Raw genomic sequence first — 19,486 nt, forward strand, 5'->3', positions numbered from 1 at the left:
GACCAGCATGCAAGTCCTACGCACCGTGACGGCGGTCGAGTACGCGCTTATCCCCGTGATGGAAGATGCTGCGTCCGCCGCCGCGAATGATCGATCGACGTCCGTCGCCGCGTATCTCACTTCGCACGAGGCCGAAGCACTGCTCAAGATCAACGATCAGCGCCCTGGGTTCTGTCAGCGGGCCGTGGGCGGCGTTAAGCTCGCACAGCATTGCGGCATCGTCAGGGTCGCGTCGTGTGTACTAGAGATCTTGCCCAAGGTCGGCATCTCGACCCACGGCGACGACGCATCGCGAGGGCGCGCTGCGCTGCTGTCCATGCTACGTCACGCGGGAAAGCTGAAGGTTTCGGCGATGGGCAGCGCGCAGCAGGGCGCGGTGTGTGCGCCGCTGCTAGAAATATTCATTCAGGAGTTTTTGCTCTGCGTGCTCGCAGTCGCACAGTCGGGACTCGTCAGCCGCTATGTTCCAGAATCAGGAGACCTTACCGTGGTGAGGGGGCACTTTCACGCGGAAGGACAATTACGGCACAACCTTGCGCGACCTCACCTACTTCATTGTGAGTATGACGAATTCACTGTCGACAATCAGTACAACCGCATCATTCGTGCGGCGCTCGATGCATGTCGCCATTGGGCAAAGCTCGCGTGGACGAAGCGGCTGTGGTTCGAATTGCACTCCCGCCTGACGGGTGTCGCGCAGATTCGTCTGACGTCCACAGATGTGCGGCGGCTGCGCTACGACCGCCAGACCTTGCGTTATCGTGCCGTCATGCAATGGTGCGAATGGCTGCTTGAGCTGGCGAGCCCGGACCTACGTGCCGGAAGCGCGGCTGCGCCCGCGCTGCTCTTCGACATGAACAAGCTTTTCGAAGACTATGTGTGCCACCGAGAAGAGTTGAAGGAGGCGGAGACGGCAAGCATCGTCATTCGTCAGGGTCCTCAACTCGCGCTCATCAAGCAAGACGGGCAGCCCCTCTTCACACTCAAGCCGGATGTAACCGTCTGGAAGAAGATTTCCGCAGACGCGCCTTTCTCGCTCGACCGGATCGTCGATGCGAAATGGAAGTCACTTAATCCCAGCTTCGACGACTGGGGTATCGATGAAGCGGACGTATATCAGTTGCTCGCGTATTCGAAGCGGTATCGTTGCACGCGCCTTGAACTCGTCTATCCTCGGCCCGTCGACCTGCCTGAAGTATGCGCGCCGCCGGTTTTCCGCATCGACGACGGCGAAACCGGCCGCGTCACTACGATCAAGATTTCGATGGCACCGCTTATGTGAAATGAAGTTGAGGTTTTGCGCCGACGCAAGGATACTTTGGATGCGCGAGTGCAATCCTGTCAGTAAAGCGTGTTTAGCGGCCCGTCCCACTTTGCATGTCGACGGCGACGAATGAATCGGTTTGCGCGCCACTTCATCAGTCGCTGTGCATGGACATTCACTGGTCGGAGAAACTGATTCCTTAAAGGGTTAACGAACTTGCCCAAAAAGAGTCTCTGATCGCTAGCTTTCGACCAGAGCCTTCACGCTGATTGGTTGTATACCTGACCCGCTCCCCGTGGTTAGTACGAAATCGATGTGGAGCCCGTTCACAAAGAAACGATTTACGGAAGAACAGCATCGGGGTGCTGAAGGAGGCCGAGGCAGGGGCCAAGGTGGCCGAACTGTGCCGCAAGCACGGGATCTCGGAGGCCACTTACTACAACTGGAAGGCGAAGTTCGGCGGTATGACCGTCTCGGAGGCCCAGCGACTGAAGGAGCTGGAGCAAGAGAACAACAAGCTCAAGACGCTGTTGGCTGAATCGATGCTGGACAAGGCGGTGTTTCAGGACCTTTTGAGCCGAAAGTAGCAAGCCCGCAGGCCAAACGCGAAGCGGTCAAAAGGTTGATGGCCGAGCGCGGCATCGGTGTCATCCGGGCCTGCGGGCTGATAGGCATTTCCCAATCGCTATTCGCTTATGAAAGCAAGCGTACGGGCGATGTGGCATTGACCGAGCGCATGAAGGAGATGGCGGCGCTCAAGCGACGCTACGGCTATCGGCGCATCCATATTCTGCTGCGTCGTGAAGGCTGGCAGACGAATCACAAGCGGGTCTGGCGGCTTTACAGCCAAGCCGGCTTGAGCGTTCGTAAGCGTCGCCGCAAGCGCATCGCTCCCGCAGAACGGGTAGTTCGTCCCGTTGCGGCGGCGCCGAATCAGAGCTGGTCGATGGACTTCGTGTCCGACGGTCTGGCCTATGGCCGCAGGTTCCGGTGCTTGAACATCGTCGATGACTACACGCGCGAGTGTCTTGCCATCGAGATCGATACATCACTGCCGGGATTGCGGGTGGCGCAGGTGCTGCAACGGCTTGCGGAACTGCGTGGGTTGCCCAAATCCATCACCGTGGACAACGGCCCGGAATTTGCCGGCAGGGCCTTGGATGCTTGGGCCTATCAGGTCGGCGTGAAGCTGTCGTTCATCAGACCAGGCAAGCCCGTGGAGAATGCATACATCGAGAGCTTCAACGGAAAACTCCGCGATGAATGCCTGAATGAGCATTGGTTCATGTCGCTGCGCCAAGCCAAATCCTCGGTCGAAGACTGGCGCGTCGAGTACAACACCGAACGCCCGCATAGCGCGCTGGGATACTTAACGCCGGAGCAGTTTGTTCGGGCGCATCGGCAACAACGATTTTTACCCCTGGACTCTATGTCGGTGCCGTACTAAGTCTGGGGGCAGGTTACCGTCCTCAAATCGGTCAGGCAAAGGATGCTGCCACCCCAGCAGCCATGTTGGCGGCGAACACCCTGAGGGCGCCCGTCTTGGAAATCAAACGGCTCTCGATCTGGATGCCCACGATCTGGACCGCATCGACCACAGCCTTTTCAAAGACCGTGCAGGTGCCCACAGGCTGAGGAGCGTCGCCAGGCTGTGCCGGATATACCAGTGCTACCAAGTTGCATCCGGAGGCCTTCGAGAAGGCCAAAGCCTCGTAGATGTCTGCCTCACTAATGCGAAGTTGCCCCTTCTCCACGTGGCCCTTGTACTTGGCATCCAGCAGCATCCTTGGGCGTGTGCCTTCGGGCTCAATCACGCAGTCTGGATATACCGAAAGCTTGCTCACAGTGCCCGTGTTGATCTTGGTCTTGGTGCCCAAGGGGTAGCCTCGTTGAGGCACTACGGCCTTACGGCCAAAGCCCAAGCGTGAAGCGACCGTCAGAAGGTCTTCCCACACCCGCCAGGTATGGACCAAGTAGCCTGGAGCATGCGCCTGCCCCTGCTTGTAGTTGAGGCCCAAACCTCCAAGCACATCAATGGATAGCTCGTGCAGTGGCTTCCACGCACTGTGTCGTGCGGGGATAGGTTTGCGACGATTGGCAGGCGCGTTTTGAGGCAAGAGGTCTTCAATCAATCTCACCAAGGATCCCGCAGCCGATGGATCACTCACCTCAGGCAGGAGCACTTTGGCCGCAGCCACGATGTCCGCGTTCCAAACGTTCCTGCGATCAAAGCGAATGAGATCTTGTTCAAAGCCATCGGGCGACGGAAAGATGAGATCCACCGGATCGGGGTCCCCATCAATAAAAAAATCTGTTTCACGTACCCTCCGGTAGCTGCGTAGTGGGCGGCGTTTTCGGGCCTCGTACATGCTGGTGATGGAGCGCGCCACCAATGTCGAGAGGTCCCGAGGTGTGCCTCCTGAGGCAGACAAGCGCTCAGAGGTCAAGAGCCGTCCATGACGCGATAGCGTGGAGATAAAAAAGAAGTCCTCGCGCCAGGCGGCGTCGGTGTCATCAAGCCCCAAGAACTTGGGCGCAACTTCCAGTTCCAGTGAAGGAGCCAAGCGAATGAGGCCCGCAAAGTCGAAGGCCCGTGCGCCTATGGCATCCACACTGATGGGGTTGTAGTTGAGCCGAAGGCTCGACGCAGCACGATTCCCAGCCTCCCTCAACAGGCTGTTGGCCTTTGTGCGATCTATCCCAATGGCCTCGGCGATCGCACGGCTCAGGTCAACCGGTGCTCCGTATTCAACGAGGGACAGCCGTGTTCGGGTGTGCGCCACGCGCTACCCCCTGGGGTTGGCAAATGCCCGAAGGGCTGCGTAGATGTCGCCCTCAGCAAAATTCGTAGGGCCTTCCAGACGAAACCTCAGGTCATCCGCGAAGGTCGTCTCGGTGAGCTTGAAGGGATTGAAGGCCGGGCCATCGAGTGCATTGAGGACTGCGGCGATTCCTCGAGTGTCTCCGAAGAATACCTCTTCCACATGTGCCCGCACCTTGGCCCAACCCACACATAGGGCGCCCAACGCTTCGGGAAGTGCTAGGGTCTGGGGCTTCAGACCGGACATGAGCACGCCATGCCCGATCTGAAACTCGGGGCCACGCCCCAACGCAATCTGTGCATTGACAGCCACCCATGCACGAACCGACGCCTCCAATGCATCGCTGACATTGGTAGGCGTATCAGGCAACGCGTTTGCACTCTTGTCACCCAGGCCGTAGAAGGTTCGCAACGCCGCTTCATCGGGCTCCAAACGCAGGGGCTCCCAACGGCGCAAGAAGGCCACATCCAAAGGCTCCACTGACGCATCGGCCTGATTCATGGCGGCCAGCATGTAGAGGTCATGAGGCAACGCGTACTCGATCACATCGCCAGTGGCAGGATCAAGCATTTCAAAGTACTGCGTCTCCGCATGTTTGGCACCATCGGAGGCCAGACGTTTATCGGACTCGATGGCCACGATAGAACCACCGAATACCTGCACCGCGGGGCCTCGGTTGATCTCATCGATGATCAACAGTGCGGCCCCATTGGCACTCTTTGCGTGCTCACTGGCGCGGTACAGCGTGCCTTTCACGATGGCGAAGTCTGGGTCTCCTGCCGCCTTGTTGACTGCCGGCGTGATGCCCGAAACGAAGTCGCGGTACTTGGAGTTTTGGTGGAAGACCGTCCGAAAGACTTTGCGGTCAATCTTCGTGGGTGCAGGGATGTCTTTGACGGCCCCAGGAGCAGGTGGGATGGGGATGCCACCCATGGGATTGAGCTGCGGTGGACCACCAGCGGGAGCAAGTCCAAAGGCCGTTTCAAAGGCCAGAGCAACCTCAGCCAGAAGCTTCGATTTGCCCGTACCGGGGGCGCCAGACACCAGCACGTTGCGTGAACGCGCGAGCAGCTTTAGCGCGTGTTTGCACTCTTCACTTGCCATCGCAGTGCTTGCCCCCGTTGGTAAAATCTCGGTAGCCGATCACTGCGCGATTGACCGCACGTTTAGCATCCAAACAGGCCACCAATGCGTCAGCTACCACGGGGTCCCACTTGCCCCTGATGCGCAGGGGCTGTTCCTCTACGTAGTAGGGCCACACCGATCCATCGTTCAACTGGATCAGTAGGAGCAAAACGCGGTTGCCCTGGCCACCCTTGGGAACGAGGCTGGTGTCAAAACAGCCGTACTCATGCACTCGTGCGATGCGGCCTTCGGACCGGCGGGCATCAGTCGGAGGCTCAAAGAAGGAGTCTTTGCGTACAAGCTGACCGTTCGCGTCGTGCCAGAAGAACTCCCCCTGAAATACGTCTATTTCCTCGACCACTCCATCGCGTTTGCGATTTTCCTTGGCCTTCTTGGGAAACATCTGCGTGATGACAGGCAGCAGTTTTTTAAATGAGCCAAATCGAAAATCGCGGGCACCACCGCCCGTGTCCGAATCGTTGGACTGGGCGAGAATTTTCCTCAGGTCCCCTGCGACGATTTCCTTGTACAGAATTCGGGCAACTTGCCCCGCTCCACTAACCATGACTTTGGGCTCCTTCTTTTTCGATTTCTTCGCCTCCGAGGGCGAGCTCTGAGGGCACATAAGGCATTGCCCCCAACGCACGTGCCTCCACCGCACGGCGCGACCAAACTGTAGACCGACTTCCTGTGCGTTTTGCCACAGCGGCCAAAACACAATCTCGGGTAATCGTGGACTTGGCCTCTCCGGGCAGTCCCAATTGACCTCGATCCAAAATCGGGAAGTCTTGGAGCACCAACTCCATGTCCTTTAAATCGAGCCCGTAGGCCACGGCCACTTCGGCATCAATTTCCCCCCGAAGCTGCGCCATGCGCTCGTAGGTTTCACGGGTAGCCCCAGCGCCATCGAGTGTACGCAGCTCACGCGCAGCGCTCACCAGCTTCTTCCACGGCAAGCCCTCTTTGGCCAGCTTTGGCAAGGGCACGCTTTGCAGCAGGAAGTAGTTCACCGTGGTGGTGAGCACGCGCCGAAGCATCCAGTCGAAAGTAAAGCTGTTGGCGATGGACACCCACACCAGCAGCCGCTCTTCCGAGGGGTCATCGGGGAAAAGGATCGTGGGCACTTTGTTGCCACAGACCACCCCAGCCGGAATCAACGAGGCCATGAGCGCGCGCTCATTAGTCTGGCCTGCAATATCGCAAAAGCCCACGCGCAGCACGTCCGCACGGTGCTGGTTGGCACGGGGCATGTCGCTGGGACGAATCCAAAATTGGGGGGCGAGGCGCGAGCCTCCGATGGGAAAAGCCTCCCACAATGCGCTGCGGCCTGTGCCAGACACGTGTCCTTTCACACCAAAGCGATGTGCCTGCACCATGCGACCTTCCACCAAGGGCAGTGCACCTGGCGTGGCACGACTCAGGAACTTCGGACGTTCCTTGGTCATATCGACTTCACGGCAGAACTTCGGAGTCCAGCCACAGCCCGGCTCCTCCCACGACACCCCTGCTTCTGCAATCTTCGAGAAGAGCTTCCACTCGGCAAGGCTACGAACCTCAGGTAGGCTCAAATCGTCTCGGACTGCTGCCAGCGCTGCACGCCCAATGGTGGCCGCGCCTGTCGTCTCCAACCCCGTAGGAGTGCCCCGCTCGTGCAAGAGGCTGATGGGCTCACGCTTGCTCTTTTCAGAGCCAGCCTTCGTGAGGGCCACAGCCAGAAATTTAAAGCGGGTGTCGATGGCAAAGAACCGTGCACGGTTATCGATGATCGAGAGCGACACGCCTTGGCTCGCGTCAAAAATCTTCTGCCGCATGGCCTGAGTGCCTTGCGAACGAATGAGGCCACCCGGGATCAGTGCTGCGACAACGCCCTGTCCTTTGCACAGCTCAAAGAAGAGGTCTGTGAACGCGATGTAGAGGTCTGGCTCCCCATTGCCCAAGTCGGGGTAGCGAGCCAAGAGGCGCCGAGAGTAGCTGGCTACCTCGTCGCGCTGCCGGGAAAAGCGCTCTTCATCGAGCCCGTGAATCTGTGCCCCGTAGTGGCGCTTAGCGCCCGAGGACTTCAAGAACTCGTGCCGCGAGAGCTTGACCTTTTCCCATGGTGGGTTCCCGATCACCGCATCAAACCCCTTTGGGGCCATCGCGGTCCAGACCCTGCGATCTGCCATCAAGCTATCGCCGCAGTACCAACGCTGGCGCATGGCTTTGAGAGCCGATATATCGTCGGTAAAGGAGGCCAGCGCCAGCAGTGTTGCACGCAAAGAATTGGCCGAGAGGTCTGCGGCACACACGCCATGAGCCAGCCAATGCGCGGTCTTGGCACGGTCCATTCCACACACCGCGTGGGTCAGTGCTGCAAGCAAGATCCCCGCACCACTGGCTGGATCAATCACCCGGCTTTTATGGGTGAGCTTTGGGGCTGCAAGCTGTGCCAAGCGTGTCGCTAGGCGAAAGTCTGTGTGGTACGCACCCGTACTCTTTCGGTCCTGTTCATGTAGGGCTTCACGTGCCAAGGCACTCAGCGCCAAGGCAGGATGAATCGGTGAGCGATCAATAGTACTGGCCACAGGAACGGCCAGCTCCAACAGCTCTGCTGCTGGGCGCTTGCTCTTGACTTCAAACGCCTCGTGAAAAGCCGCCAGGTCAAACCCACCAAAGCGCGCTGATGCCGCCTCCAACACTTGGAGACGGAGCTCAAAACTCGCTGGCCCATGCCCCCCTCCCACTGCGCGCGTGAGTGCCGCTTCTGCTGGGGAAAGGTACTCCGCCTCAATGGGGCGCGGTGCACTCATGCATAGCTCTCCACGAGGAAGGGTTTGGTCGCCTTGACGGTCTGGGGTTGTTTGAGAAGCTGTGCCTCGGGGCGCTCCACGACCACCAAGAATTCGTTCACATCAGACGCTGTGCTGCTGGCGACCTTGTTGGGTCGATAGCGGCCAATGGCTCCCAGCTGGTGCATCGTCGACTTACCAATCTTCGAGAGCTCGGCCTTCATATCCTGCATGCAGATGTGCCCTTCGCTGCTGTAGGAGAGCAGGACTTTTCGTGCCTTCAAACCACTCACCAGACGCGAGAGCGTTTTGAGTGCTCGGGTCTTGTAGCAGAAGTCCGAAGCAAGGCCCTTCCATGGGCGCAGGCCAGCAACGCCTTCCACTTCGGGCTCATCCCCCAAGGCCACGGTTTCGAGGATGTGGTAGTAGCTCGCGTATTGGCGTTTGGTGTAAGGAGGGTCCAGATAAACCAAGTCCTCTACGGCATTGGGCACGTCAAACACATCGCCAACGGTGGCTTCCACGAGCACACCATTGGCTTTGAGCTCGCGGCAACGCATGGCAATCTTGTCTTGCGATTGGTTAGTCCACTTGGACAGGAAGCAGCCAAACGTGCCCGCAATGTTGGCAACACGATTGAGCGCGCCGAAGAGGTCTGCAATGAGCAGGCGCTCTTCCACTTCATCAATGGTTCCGGCCTCCACCCATTCACGAATCAATGCGCGCATCGCGTCGATGCGCGCTGCGTTCTCCTGGGTGAAGTAGCGCCGTTCAAGGCCACACGTGTCCACCGACGCAGGGCTGTATTCGCGCCACATGAAACCGTGTTTGGGCTTTGCGGCATTGAGTTTGGCGATGGCCTTGGCATAGCCACCGAGCTTCTTAAAAGCCGCTTGCTCTATGCTAATGAGGCGCGCGCCTGCGGAAATCACCGCAGAGTGCAAGCTATCGTTGATTCGCACGTTCCAGCCCAAGTCAGCAGCCGCCTCAGCCACCACCCCGGTGCCACAGAAGGCATCCACAAAGAAGGCATCCTGTTTCGGGCGCCCCATGTGGACCGAGATCTGGTCAATGAGTCTGGACTTTGAGCCAATGTAGCGGAAGGTCATGCTGGCGCTCCCACGTGCGCCCTTCGGTCAGCACGCGCGCGCTTGTGACCAGAAGGGGGCGCTTTTTGGCCAGGGGGCACGATGCTCTTGCGGTCGCAGTAGTCCCCCAGCAGCACTTCGAGCATGTTCACCATGCTGCGTTGTTCGTGGTCTGCGGCCTCTTTGAGCAGCTGCTTGAAGGTCGGGGAGACCCGCAGGTTTAGGGTCTCGCTTTTGGTGTCAGTGAATCGCATGGTGTGCCCCGCAAGTGTCTGTGCAATTGCGTTAGTGTATAGACATCCAGCACTTCGTCGCGCCCAAGGAATCAACAAAAACACCAATGTGCTCGAATATTTTCAAACTGTTTCTTTTATTGTAACCGATGATGTAGTGCTGCTCCCTTGAAGTCAGAGTCGCTAAACAACTGAGGTTTAGTTTGAGAACGTTGATGTCGACGGGTATGAAGTCGAGGGGCAATTCATCAGCAGCGCAGTCCCTACTGCGTGCGTTTTGCTCTGTCTAGAATCTGCGATGTCGGAGGTCGGCCCCGATTGGATCGTTCGCCGCAGGTACAACGAGTACGGCTCATACTTTGCTTGAAAGACGGCAGCACGATGAGTTTCAGGCCAGTAGAGGTGAACGCCTCCGAATCTCGTCGCTGTTGGTCGGACGGCCACGTCGGCGTGGAGGGTCCGCTTGATGAGCATGCCCGGGTTCGCGTAAATGATCCGCTAGGTGGACTCCACTACCATCCCGTTGCGCTTCAAGCCAGTTCTGGACGTCCGCCAGGAAGAAGCGCAACTGACGTCCCAGCTTGATGCATGGTGGTAGCGACTCTCCACGAGTACGGCGGTTATAGAGCGTCTGCACAGAAAGTCCCAGTGCGGCGGCCAGTTGCTCAGGCGTGAAAAGGGGTTCCATCGGGATATCCGGAGGCACTGGCACATGCCAGCCCAGAGTATAAGAACGTGGGCTACCCATACCGGACTCGTAGTACCAAAAACGTTTGTACGGGAGACTCCAGTAGCTCGTACAATCCGCGTCGGCGCCATCGAAATTGACCGCACTTTTAACGCACTGACCGCAGTAAAGTGCCTTATGTCGCGGTAAGTGCCGGTAAGCTAAGCTCATGATTTTTATAGATATTCATGCTGGTCTGGCCCTTGCAAAACACCCCTAAAACGGACTCTTAATCCGTAGGTCGAGTGTTCGAGCCACTCACAGCCCACCAGAATTCTTTGGCCGTACATCAAAAAGCCCACCGGTTTCGGTGGGCTTTTTGCATTGCTTCGCAATTATTGGCCTGGTGCGCGCAACCCTTACGCCAATATCCGCAACGCCGTCTCGATCCCAAACGCCTGCGCAAACTGCTGCGCCGGTAGCGGCCTGCCGAACAGATACCCTTGTCCCTCTTCGCAATGCTCGGCCAGCAGCCATTCGCGTTGCGCATCCGTTTCGATGCCTTCGGCGATGGTGTTCAGGTCAAAACTGCGCGCCACGTCCACGATGGCGCGGATCACGGTGGCGTCGCGGTGCGAGTCCAGCATGCCGCTGACAAACGAGCGGTCGATCTTGATGCGCGTGATGGGATGGGTCTTCAGCAGGCTCAGCGACGCATACCCCGTGCCGAAGTCATCGAACGAGATGCCCACGCCTTGCGCGCGCAGGCGCTGCAGCATTTCCAGCACCGCGGCGTCGTGGTTCAGCACGATGTTTTCGGTGATTTCCAGTTCCAGCGCCTCGGGCGGCAGGCCGTGCCGGTCGAGCGTCTGCGCGACCTCGGCCGCCAGGTCTCCTTCGCGGAACTGCGCGCCGAAAAGGTTTACGGCGATGCGGAAGTCGTGCAAGCCGCTGCGGCGCCAGAACGCGGCTTGGCCGCACGCTTCGTTCAACACCCATGAGCCCACGGTGGCCGCCAGCGGTCCGCTCTCCAAGGAGGGAAGAAAGACCGCCGGCGCCAGCAGGCCCAGTTGGGGATGACGCCATCGCAGCAGCGCTTCGGCGCCGGTCAGCGCCCCGGTGGCCAGGTGGATCTGCGGCTGGTAGAAGAGCAGGAATTCGCCTTTGGCGACCGCGCGGTGCAGCTCCATGCCATACAGGCGGCGTGCGACGGCTTCCAGGCGCAGGTTGGGGGCGAAGACGGAGACGCGGCCGCGGCCGCCCGCCTTGGCCTTGACCAGGGCGAGATCGGCGTTGCCGACGAGCTCGAGCGCTTCGTGGGCGTGCAGCGGCGCAATGGCCATGCCGCAGCTTGCTGTGAGCCGAAGCTCCTGCCCGCCGATGTGGAAGGGTTCGGCAATCCGCGCGAGGGCCAGTTGCGCCAATTCCGTCGCTTGCGTCAGGTCGCCGACGTCTTGCTGCAGGATGGCGAATTCGTCGCTGCCCAGGCGGGCGACGGTGTCGCAGGGATCCGCCGTCGCCTCCAGGCGCGCCGCAAGTTCGCGCAGGAAGGCGTCGCCGATCGCGTGGCCCAGGGTGTCGTTGATGTCCTTGAAGCCATCCAGATCCAGCATCAGGATGGCGGCGGGAGACGGGCGCGCCAGGACTTCTTCCACGCGCCGATAGAAGACGCCGCGGTTGGCCAGGCCGGTCAGCGGATCGAAGCCGGTGAATTTGCGTGCGTCCTCATCATGCCGCATGGGCGAGGAGTCCGCGCCGGCACGCGGTGCGGCCAGATGCGTCTGCCGCTCGACCGAGGCCAGATCGCTTATTTTTCGGGCGCGTTCGGCGTTGACCTCGACACGCCGAAGCTCCAGGCGGTCGGAGGCCATTCGGGCCAGTTCGCGCAGCCGGTCCTTGTCTTCGTCGCTGAAGTCGGTGTGCGGTTGCGTGTCGATGACGCACAGCGCGCCCAGCGGATGGCCTTCGGGGGAATTCAATGGCACGCCGGCATAGAACCGGATGCTTGCCGCCCCGCAGACGAGGGGGTTGTCGTGAAAGCGATCGTCCAGCCGGGCATCCGGCACGACCATGACGTCGTCCTGCAAGACTGCGTGGGCACAAAAGGAGACGTCGCGGCGCATGTCCGTCTCTTCGAAGCCCGTGCTGGCCGCAAAGAAGACGTGATCGCTGCCGATCATGTTGATGGCCGACACCGGCATGTTGAACATGCGCGACGCAATGTGAACGACCGGATCAAGACTGGGGAGCGCGCGCCGCGCATCCAGCCCATATTCCGACAGGGCGCGCAGTCTTTCGGTCTCGCTTGGCAAAGGCGGGGGGCATTTCATCTACAGCCTCCTTTTATTTCTCCTTGTCCTGCGCCGTTCTGGATTTCCCGGCGTTGCTTGGCCGGGCCGCGCAACGTATCACCGTCCTGGCCGGTGGCCTGTTTGGGCGCGCGGGAGGCGCCGAAGAACCAGTATCGAAGTGTGACGTGATCATCAAAGATTCGCCGACACACCTGTAACTGAATATTCCGTTTTCGAATTTAGCGCAGCTTTCTTCCGTTTGCCAGCGCGCGGCGGGACGCGATTGCGCGATCACTCGGGGCGCCAGGGTCGCGCGCGCGAGCCCGCGCGGTACGTGCAAAACGAGTCAAAACCATTACCCGCCGGCCGAAAACAATCATTTTTTTGCGTGAAAGGTTTTCAGCTTGCATTCATCGTTGCGTCATGCGCGGCACACAGAATGCGGGCCTCGAACAGCTTCCACGGGAAAAAGGAAATGAAGTTCTGGAATCGGAATGTGCTCGCCTGCGCCGTCATGAGTGCGATGACGCTGATTGCGGGGTGTGGCGGCGACAATGGCAGCGATGACGAAACGCCGCCGGTCATCGAGGAGCCGCCCGCGCAGGCCCGGCCGCTGGAACTGACGATCCTTCACATCAATGACCACCATTCCACGCTGGACGGCAAGGACAAGACGCTGAATTTGAAGAATGCAGCCGGGGTCGATACCGACGTGACCGTGTCGGCCGCGGGCATGCCGCGCGTGAAAGCCGCCATCGACCAACTGGCCGCGAATTCGCCGAACGTGCTGAAGCTGCATGCGGGCGATGCGCAGACCGGGACGCTGTATTTCAACCGCGCCGGCGCGCCGGGCGAGGCCGATGCCGCGCTGATGAACACGGTCTGCTTCGATGCCATGGCGGTGGGCAACCATGAATTCGACAAGGGCGACGACGGGCTGAAGCGCTTTGTGGACTTCTTGCATGCCGGCGCGTGCCAGACGCCCGTCCTGAGTGCGAACGTCGCGTTTGGCGCCAGTTCGCCGCTGCAGGGCACCGATCTGATCAAGCCTGCCATTGTCGTCGAGCGCGACGCCCAGAAGATCGGCATCGTCGGCCTGACCATCGCCAGCAAGACCAAAGAATCGTCGAGCCCCAATGCGGACACGACGTTCACCGACGAAGCCGTGGCTGCGCAGGGGCAGATTGACGCGCTGCGCGCCGATGGCGTCAACAAGATCATCCTGCTCAGCCACATCGGCTACGGCTATGACAAGGAAGTGATTGCCAAGCTGAGCGGTGTGGACGTGGTGGTGGGCGGCGATTCGCACACGCTGCTGGGTCCCGACTCGATGAAGACGATGGCCGTGGGCACGCCGGGCGGCGCCTATCCGACCCGTCTGGCCGACAAGGACGGCAAACCCGTCTGCCTGGTGCAGGCATGGGAATACTCGCAAGTCGTGGGTGAACTGAAGGTCAGCTTCGACGCCAACGGCGACGTGACGAACTGCGCCGGCACGCCCCACGTGCTGATCGACACCGACTACCGCGTCAAGTCGGGCAGTGCCCTGGTTGCGGCCTCCGACGCCGACCGCGCCGCCTTCAAGGCCGAGGTTGCGGCCAGCGGTTTCCTGCGTGAGCAGACGCTGGACGCTGCGGCGTTGTCAGTGCTGAAACCCTTCAAGGACAAGATCGACATCTTCAGCAAGACCAACGTTGCGCAGGTGCCGCTGGAGCTGTGCTTTCGCCGCATTCCGGGCCCCACGCCCGCCAGCAATGCAGCCAGTCCGGCTTGCGAAAGCGAAGGCAACGTCGCCCTGCGCGGCGGCGACATCCAGCAACTGGTGGCGCAAGCGTATCTTGATGTGGCCAACGCCGAATACGGCGGCGCCGACATGACGCTCCAAAGCGGCGGCGGTGTGCGACGCGCCCTGAATGGCACCGTGACGGCGGCCGACGTGATCGCCGTCGTGCCGTTCGGCAACATGCTGTGGCGCCTGGACCTGACCGCCAATGAGGTCCGGTCCATGGTCGAGGACGGTCTGGACGCGACGTACAAGCCGGGCGGCAAGGACGGTCCTTATCCCTACGCGGCAGGCCTGCGCTGGGACGTGACGGCCTCCAACGCGAAGGGCAGCCGCGCCAGCAACTTTCAGTACCTGGATCAGGCAACCGGCACGTGGCTGCCGCTGGACAATGCGCGCACCTATCGCCTCTTCGTGCTGAGCTTCAATGCGACGGGCGGTGATGGTTACGCCACCCTGGCCAACGTGCCGTCCGAGCGCCGTTCCGACATCGGTGTGCTGGACGCCGACGTGTTCCAGGCCTACATCGACATGCAGACCAAGGACGCGGGCACCGGACTGCCGATCCTGAACCGCATCGACAACGACCGCTACAGCACGCATAACTGGCAGCCGTGATCGTGGGCCGCGCGCCAGGGGGTCGGCCTGGCGCGCGGCCGGCTAGAAAACGTCGATCATTTGGCAGCGTTGGCGAACACCACACTCAGCGAATGCGCCGACGTTACCCGTAGCTGCACATCGCTGGCCGGACGCGTCGCCCATCCTGCGGCGCGGACCAGCCCGGACAGCAGGCCGAAAGCCGGCGCGGCCACGTTCAGCAGGTCGTCCACGCCTGGCGGCGGATTGAGCGGCGCCTGGATGACCTCGCAGCTCAGGCCGCTTTCGGTCAACAGGGCCTTAAGGCGCGCTAGCGTCGGATTCAGGGCCTCGACGTTTTCCAGATGGAAGTCCTGCCGGTTGCTGCAAAGTCCGGCAAGCTGTTCGGCGCTGGTTCTATCTAGAAAGTAAGTGCGTGCCACGGTCATGGGAGCCTCCGCTGATAGCGGCATCATATCGCTCGGCGTGCGTACAAAATGTTGCCCGACGCCCCGCAGCCCCTTGCTAGCATGATCCTCGCCGGAATGAACCGGTATCTGGATGGACAGTGGAGGTTGCCATGAACTCAAGAACAATCAACCGGATCGCCGTGCTTGCGACCGCGGGCGTGCTGCTGGCCGGTTGCGCGACGCAACAGCAAACGAATACTGCTGTCGGTACGGGCGCGGGCGCGGCGTTGGGCGCTGGCATTGGCGCGCTGATCGGGCACGGCAAGGGCGCGGCGATCGGCGCGGGCATCGGTGCGGTGGCGGGCGGCCTGGTGGGCTACAACTGGAAGGTGGTCAAGGAGGACGTGCAAAGTTCCGGCGCCTCATCGCTGGGCATCGACGTCGTGGAGATGCCCGACGGCAGCCTGAAGGTCAATATTCCCAGCGGCGTGTCGTTCGATACGGACAAGACGCAGCTCAAGCCGGCGTTGCTGCCGGTGCTCGATAGCGTGGCGCGGTCGCTGAACCAGCATCCCGAGCTGCGGGCCAAGGTGGTCGGCCATACCGACAGCACGGGTTCGCTTGCGCATAACCAGACGCTGTCGGTGAACCGCGCCAGGAGCGTGACCGATTACCTGGCCAAGCAGGGTGTGGCGGGCACGCGTCTGTCCGTGGAAGGCCGCGGTCCGAACGATCCGATCGGCGACAATGCGACGGCCGAAGGGCGCGCGCTGAACCGGCGCGTGGAAATCTACCTGTACGCGGTCCGGCAGTAAGCACGGGCGCGTTCCTTGCTGTCAGGCGGCTGGCGCGATGCGCGGCCGCCTTTTCTTTCCGGAGTCTGTCATGAGCGATTTTCCTCCCGCCTGCATCGGTACCGATACCGCGGTTGCCGCGCTCACCGGCTGGCAGGCCGTGGCCATGCGCGATGCCATCGAAAAGCGCTATCGCTTTCCCAACTTCAACGCCGCGTTCGGCTTCATGGCGCGGGTGGCGATGTTCGCGGAAAAGCTGAACCATCATCCCGAGTGGACCAACGTCTACAACCGCGTGGACGTGACGCTGACCACGCATGACGCGGGCGGTGTGACCGAGCTGGATGTGCGGATGGCGCAGTTCATGGATGAGGCGGCCGAACACGCGGGCGCGACGGCGCCCAAAGCGCAACCCTGACCTTGGCGGCTGGCGGAGTGGTCGGGCCGAGCGGCCCGCTGCTCAGTCCGCCGTGTCGCCGGCCTCGGTTTGCAGGTGGCCGATCAGGCGGTCGAGCATGTCGCCGAATTGCTGCTGTTCATCGGCGGTCAGGCAGCCGAAGATTTCGTCGTTGCGGCGCGCAATGAGGTCGACGATGCGGCGGTACTGCGTCAGGCCGTCGGCGGTCGGCGCCAGCACCACGCCGCGTCCGTCGGACGCGGAGACCGTCTTTTCGACAAGCCCGCGATCCACCAGCGCCTGCGCCGAGCGGCTGGCCTGGCCCTTGTTCAGGTTGGCGGCGCGCGCCAGGTCGTTGACCGACAGCGGTGCAAACCGGCCAATGGCGGCGAGGCACCGCGCCTCGCCAAGCGGAATGTCGCAGTCCTTGAGATAGGCCCGATTCGTGTCGCGGTCCGTGATCTTGTTGAGCACGTGAAGGCGATAGGTGAGGAATCGTTCCAGGGCGGGCGTTTTCACGTCGGACGGGCGGGATCGGCGCCCGCGCAGGATGAGGCCGGATAGTTTGCCACACCGCCGTCATCCAGGCTGGCGGCTTCGGCCTGCGCCAGCAGCGACAGGGCTTCTTCGGCCGACGGCAGGCGGCTGAGCAGCGACAAGCCGAGTATCGACAGAAAAAGCGGCGCGCGCGATTCGCCGACGCGCGTGAGCGTCTGTGCCATGCGGGTGTAGACCTGGTCCAGGGCTTCGGGATTCATGCGTGGCCTTTCGAGGTGGCGGTGGAAGTGAGCGAGGGGTAGTAGGGCGCCAACGCGGCGCGCAGGTCGGCGGCGGCAGGCGCAACCCAGCGTCCCAGCACATAGCCGTCGGGGCGCAGCAGGTAGACGGCGCCGGCCTGGTGGCCGTAACGCAAGGCGAGCTGGCCGTGCGGGTCGGCCAGGCCGCCGGGGCCGGCACGCAACACCTGTAGTGGTCGCGGCGCGTCCTGCGTGGCCGCGGCCAGCGCATCCAGCGCGGCCGACACTGCCGGGTCGGGCGAAATGGCCAGCGCCACGAAGCCCGCGCCGAAATGGGCGGTCAGGTATTGCGGCGCGTCGCCATCCTGCAGCAGCACGTCGGGCGCGGGTTGGCCCGGCGCGGCCGCCGGGCCGGCCTCGGGGGCGCGGTCCTCGCGGTTCAAGGGCGAGGTGTCGTACGAGATGGGCGCGGACTGGCGGGGATTGATGAGCGAGCGCACGCCGTCGTCCACCAGCGCGAGGCGCAGCGCGGCCTCGCGCATGAGCCGGAAGCCGAAGTCCGGCGGCGCCATGAATTCCGTGCTCTTGGCGCCGTAGGCCAGATTCTGGCGCGTGGCATGGACGCGCTCGATGCTGTAACTGTCCAGCAGGGCGTCGGGCGACTGGCCCTTCAGCACCCAGGCAAGTTTCCAGGCCAGGTTGCCGGCGTCGTCCAGCCCGGAATTCAGGCCGCGCACGCCGAAGATCGGCACGAGGTGGCCCGCGTCGCCCGCGAACAGCACGCGGCCGTGGCGGTAGCGATCCAGCGTCAGGCACTTGGCGTTGTAGATCGAGATCCAGAGCGGCTTCCAGGGCGCGGTCTCGCCGATCATGTCCAGGTGGCTCTGCACGCGCGGCAGCACGTTTTCCGGCTTGACGGCTTCGTCGGGGTCTTCGTCGTCGCGGATCTGGTAGTCGACGCGCCACACGTTGCCGGGCTGGCGATGCATCAGCAGCGTGGATCCCGGATTGGAGGGCGGATCGAACCACGCAAGGCGTTCGACGGGCCGTTGCGATTCCTGTTCGATGTCGACGATGACGTAGCGCCCCTCGTACTGCATGCCTTCCAGCTTCAAGCCCATCGCGTCGCGCACGGTGCTGCGGCCGCCGTCGCAGGCGACGAGCCAATCGGCGCGCACCGTCTGGCGGGCGCCGTCCGCCTCAACCTCGACCGATACGCCGTCCGGACCGGGCTGCACGGCCGTGACGCGTGCCGACCGGGCAAGCGTGGCGAGGCCGGGATGGCGACGCATGGCCTGGTGCGCGAATTCCTCCACGTAGTACTGCTGGATGTTCACCATCGGGGCGTACCGCTGCAGGGGATCGTGCGGCATCTGGAAGTGCAGGACTTCGCGGTCGCGGTAGTAGCTTCGCCCGCCCGTCCAGGCCAGACCCGTGTCGATCAGCGGCCGGTCGGCGCCGATCCAGCCCAGGATCTCCTGCGACCGGCGCGACATGCAGATGGCGCGGCTGCCGCTGCAATAGCCTTCATCGGCCTCAACGGTGAGGGAGGCGATGCCGTACTCGGCGAGCAGGGCGGCCAGGGTCAGACCGACCGGACCGCCGCCGGCGATCAGGACGGGAACGTGCGAGGGGAGCGTCATGCTGTCTCCAGAATTTGGTTGTTTGCGCAACTATATGCTCGGCATGTTGCGCGCGCAACTAATTTTTGAAGGCGATAAAAAACCCGCCGAGGGGCGGGTTTGGGGGCCGGTTCAGGCCGATTGGCGGCCATCAGTGGCGTGTGTCAGTTGCGTACGTTGTAGATCCGCATCGCCTGCTGCTTCTGATTGGCGTCCAGCACGCGCAGCACCACGACCTTGGCGGTGAAACCGTCGGGCAGCTTGAGCTGGCCCAGCGCGTAGTCGTAGCGGTCGACCGTCAGCGCGGGGCCTTCCGGCGTCACGGTGGCGGAGCGGCCGTTGGGGTAGGAGCCTTCGATGGCGAAGGTCAGCGTGCCCTTGAAGGGCGCGCCCGTGCGTTCTTCGCGCATCACCAGCACTTGGTAGTCGAGCAGGCCGGGGGCGCGCTTGAAGGTGGCCGAGCGGATGCCGAGGTTGCCGCCGCGGGGGTCGGGCGGCATGGCGTCCTGGAACAGCACCAGTTCCTTGTTCAGGGTTTCGATCTTGGCGCGGCTTTCCGCCAGGTCGGTGGTCAGCTTTTCGTGACCGGCCTTGTTGGCGTCGCGCTGCTGGGTAGCTTCTTCAAGCTGGGTCTGCAGGCGCTGGCGCTCCATGTTGGAGGCGCTGAGCTCGCTGTGCAGCTGTTCGGATTGTTCGACGGTCAGGCGTTGCGGACCGTAGTTGGTTTGCAGGAAGAGCACGCCGCCCGCGCCAAGCGCAATGCCAACCAGCAGCAGAACGAGCCAGCGCGGCATGCGGCGCGTGCGTTGTCCCGGTTGGTATACGGAGGGCTTGAACGTGGCCCGTTGCGATCTTCCAAACATCCCCATTCCTAGAAAACTTCCTGTGTATGTGCTCGTGGGCAGGCGC

17 protein-coding genes and 1 pseudogene are annotated in these 19,486 nt (G+C 61.9%); 5 read left to right on the top strand and 13 right to left on the bottom strand.

The features are described 5' to 3' along the window. Positions 1-7 precede the first annotated feature (7 nt). Positions 8-1,282, top strand: coding sequence for an McrC family protein (locus H4P35_RS03770; protein WP_226848154.1), 1,275 nt, complete (start codon positions 8-10; stop codon positions 1,280-1,282). 295 nt (positions 1,283-1,577) lie between these two features. After that, positions 1,578-2,711 (top strand): annotated as a pseudogene (locus tag H4P35_RS03775) (IS3 family transposase). Positions 2,712-2,742: 31 nt separating this feature from the next. Here the strand turns inward: H4P35_RS03775 and H4P35_RS03780 are convergent. The 8 genes from H4P35_RS03780 to H4P35_RS03815 all read right to left on the bottom strand — a co-directional run bounded on the left by H4P35_RS03780 (position 2,743) and on the right by H4P35_RS03815 (position 12,297). Continuing rightward, positions 2,743-4,047, bottom strand: coding sequence for an McrC family protein (locus H4P35_RS03780; RefSeq protein ID WP_226848156.1), 1,305 nt, complete (start codon positions 4,045-4,047; stop codon positions 2,743-2,745). Between the two features lie 3 nt (positions 4,048-4,050). After that, positions 4,051-5,190, bottom strand: a complete 1,140-nt coding sequence (locus H4P35_RS03785) for an AAA family ATPase (RefSeq protein ID WP_226848158.1) — start codon at positions 5,188-5,190, stop codon at positions 4,051-4,053. Next, on the bottom strand, positions 5,180-5,776 hold the full coding sequence (locus H4P35_RS03790) for a hypothetical protein (RefSeq protein ID WP_226848160.1): 597 nt from the start codon (positions 5,774-5,776) through the stop codon (positions 5,180-5,182). Before H4P35_RS03790 ends, H4P35_RS03785 begins: the two co-directional genes overlap by 11 nt. Next, on the bottom strand, positions 5,769-8,000 hold the full coding sequence (locus tag H4P35_RS03795) for an N-6 DNA methylase (RefSeq protein ID WP_226848162.1): 2,232 nt from the start codon (positions 7,998-8,000) through the stop codon (positions 5,769-5,771). Before H4P35_RS03795 ends, H4P35_RS03790 begins: the two co-directional genes overlap by 8 nt. Further along, positions 7,997-9,088 carry a DNA adenine methylase gene (locus H4P35_RS03800; protein WP_226848164.1) on the bottom strand — a complete coding sequence of 364 codons (1,092 nt, stop codon included), beginning with the start codon at positions 9,086-9,088 and terminating at the stop codon, positions 7,997-7,999. The genes H4P35_RS03795 and H4P35_RS03800 overlap by 4 nt, the downstream gene beginning before the upstream one ends. Then, positions 9,085-9,321 carry a hypothetical protein gene (locus H4P35_RS03805; protein WP_226848166.1) on the bottom strand — a complete coding sequence of 79 codons (237 nt, stop codon included), beginning with the start codon at positions 9,319-9,321 and terminating at the stop codon, positions 9,085-9,087. The genes H4P35_RS03800 and H4P35_RS03805 overlap by 4 nt, the downstream gene beginning before the upstream one ends. Before the next feature lie 367 nt (positions 9,322-9,688). After that, positions 9,689-10,198 carry a helix-turn-helix transcriptional regulator gene (locus H4P35_RS27250; protein ID WP_370638953.1) on the bottom strand — a complete coding sequence of 170 codons (510 nt, stop codon included), beginning with the start codon at positions 10,196-10,198 and terminating at the stop codon, positions 9,689-9,691. Between the two features lie 188 nt (positions 10,199-10,386). Next, a complete protein-coding gene (locus H4P35_RS03815; RefSeq protein WP_226848170.1) occupies positions 10,387-12,297 on the bottom strand; it encodes a bifunctional diguanylate cyclase/phosphodiesterase in 1,911 nt (636 codons plus the stop codon). 436 nt (positions 12,298-12,733) lie between these two features. Between H4P35_RS03815 and H4P35_RS03820 the strand changes: the two genes are divergently transcribed. After that, the gene (locus H4P35_RS03820; RefSeq protein ID WP_226848172.1) at positions 12,734-14,659 is read left to right on the top strand and encodes a bifunctional UDP-sugar hydrolase/5'-nucleotidase; all 1,926 of its coding nucleotides are present in this window, start codon (positions 12,734-12,736) and stop codon (positions 14,657-14,659) included. A gap of 56 nt (positions 14,660-14,715) precedes the next feature. Here the strand turns inward: H4P35_RS03820 and H4P35_RS03825 are convergent, their stop codons facing one another. Further along, the gene (locus H4P35_RS03825; protein ID WP_226848174.1) at positions 14,716-15,066 is read right to left on the bottom strand and encodes a hypothetical protein; all 351 of its coding nucleotides are present in this window, start codon (positions 15,064-15,066) and stop codon (positions 14,716-14,718) included. A 131-nt stretch (positions 15,067-15,197) separates the two neighbouring features. Between H4P35_RS03825 and H4P35_RS03830 the strand changes: the two genes are divergently transcribed. Continuing rightward, positions 15,198-15,842: an OmpA family protein gene (locus H4P35_RS03830; protein ID WP_062841671.1), complete on the top strand. Its 645-nt coding sequence runs from the start codon at positions 15,198-15,200 to the stop codon at positions 15,840-15,842. Between the two features lie 70 nt (positions 15,843-15,912). Next, the gene (locus H4P35_RS03835; protein WP_062841672.1) at positions 15,913-16,239 is read left to right on the top strand and encodes a 4a-hydroxytetrahydrobiopterin dehydratase; all 327 of its coding nucleotides are present in this window, start codon (positions 15,913-15,915) and stop codon (positions 16,237-16,239) included. Positions 16,240-16,281: 42 nt separating this feature from the next. Here H4P35_RS03835 and H4P35_RS03840 read toward each other — a convergent pair whose 3' ends face one another. The 4 genes from H4P35_RS03840 to H4P35_RS03855 form a co-directional block, all read right to left on the bottom strand. Further along, complete coding sequence (locus H4P35_RS03840) at positions 16,282-16,737, bottom strand: MarR family winged helix-turn-helix transcriptional regulator (RefSeq protein ID WP_142050890.1); 456 nt, start codon at positions 16,735-16,737, stop codon at positions 16,282-16,284. Next, complete coding sequence (locus tag H4P35_RS03845) at positions 16,734-16,976, bottom strand: hypothetical protein (RefSeq protein WP_152383484.1); 243 nt, start codon at positions 16,974-16,976, stop codon at positions 16,734-16,736. The genes H4P35_RS03840 and H4P35_RS03845 overlap by 4 nt, the downstream gene beginning before the upstream one ends. Beyond that, positions 16,973-18,598, bottom strand: a complete 1,626-nt coding sequence (locus tag H4P35_RS03850; protein WP_226848176.1) for an FAD-dependent monooxygenase — start codon at positions 18,596-18,598, stop codon at positions 16,973-16,975. The genes H4P35_RS03845 and H4P35_RS03850 overlap by 4 nt, the downstream gene beginning before the upstream one ends. Positions 18,599-18,741: 143 nt before the next feature. Further along, on the bottom strand, positions 18,742-19,440 hold the full coding sequence (locus H4P35_RS03855; RefSeq protein WP_056320887.1) for a DUF6776 family protein: 699 nt from the start codon (positions 19,438-19,440) through the stop codon (positions 18,742-18,744). Between the last annotated feature and the right edge of the window lie 46 nt (positions 19,441-19,486).

Origin of the sequence: Achromobacter sp. 77 (assembly GCF_020541125.1) — a bacterium.
In the GTDB taxonomy this organism is placed as follows: Bacteria; Pseudomonadota; Gammaproteobacteria; order Burkholderiales; family Burkholderiaceae_B; genus Achromobacter; species Achromobacter mucicolens.

Bases quoted from the DNA above. Each gene is read 5' to 3' on its own strand.
- H4P35_RS03770 (WP_226848154.1), top strand. From the start codon at position 8: ATGCAAGTCCTACGCACCGTGACGGCGGTCGAGTACGCGCTTATCCCC.
- H4P35_RS03785 (WP_226848158.1), bottom strand. From the start codon at position 5,190: ATGGCAAGTGAAGAGTGCAAACACGCGCTAAAGCTGCTCGCGCGTTCA.
- H4P35_RS03790 (WP_226848160.1), bottom strand. From the start codon at position 5,776: ATGGTTAGTGGAGCGGGGCAAGTTGCCCGAATTCTGTACAAGGAAATC.
- H4P35_RS03795 (WP_226848162.1), bottom strand. From the start codon at position 8,000: ATGAGTGCACCGCGCCCCATTGAGGCGGAGTACCTTTCCCCAGCAGAA.
- H4P35_RS03800 (WP_226848164.1), bottom strand. From the start codon at position 9,088: ATGACCTTCCGCTACATTGGCTCAAAGTCCAGACTCATTGACCAGATC.
- H4P35_RS03805 (WP_226848166.1), bottom strand. From the start codon at position 9,321: ATGCGATTCACTGACACCAAAAGCGAGACCCTAAACCTGCGGGTCTCC.
- H4P35_RS27250 (WP_370638953.1), bottom strand. From the start codon at position 10,198: ATGAGCTTAGCTTACCGGCACTTACCGCGACATAAGGCACTTTACTGC.
- H4P35_RS03815 (WP_226848170.1), bottom strand. From the start codon at position 12,297: ATGAAATGCCCCCCGCCTTTGCCAAGCGAGACCGAAAGACTGCGCGCC.
- H4P35_RS03820 (WP_226848172.1), top strand. From the start codon at position 12,734: ATGAAGTTCTGGAATCGGAATGTGCTCGCCTGCGCCGTCATGAGTGCG.
- H4P35_RS03825 (WP_226848174.1), bottom strand. From the start codon at position 15,066: ATGACCGTGGCACGCACTTACTTTCTAGATAGAACCAGCGCCGAACAG.
- H4P35_RS03830 (WP_062841671.1), top strand. From the start codon at position 15,198: ATGAACTCAAGAACAATCAACCGGATCGCCGTGCTTGCGACCGCGGGC.
- H4P35_RS03835 (WP_062841672.1), top strand. From the start codon at position 15,913: ATGAGCGATTTTCCTCCCGCCTGCATCGGTACCGATACCGCGGTTGCC.
- H4P35_RS03845 (WP_152383484.1), bottom strand. From the start codon at position 16,976: ATGAATCCCGAAGCCCTGGACCAGGTCTACACCCGCATGGCACAGACG.
- H4P35_RS03850 (WP_226848176.1), bottom strand. From the start codon at position 18,598: ATGACGCTCCCCTCGCACGTTCCCGTCCTGATCGCCGGCGGCGGTCCG.
- H4P35_RS03855 (WP_056320887.1), bottom strand. From the start codon at position 19,440: ATGTTTGGAAGATCGCAACGGGCCACGTTCAAGCCCTCCGTATACCAA.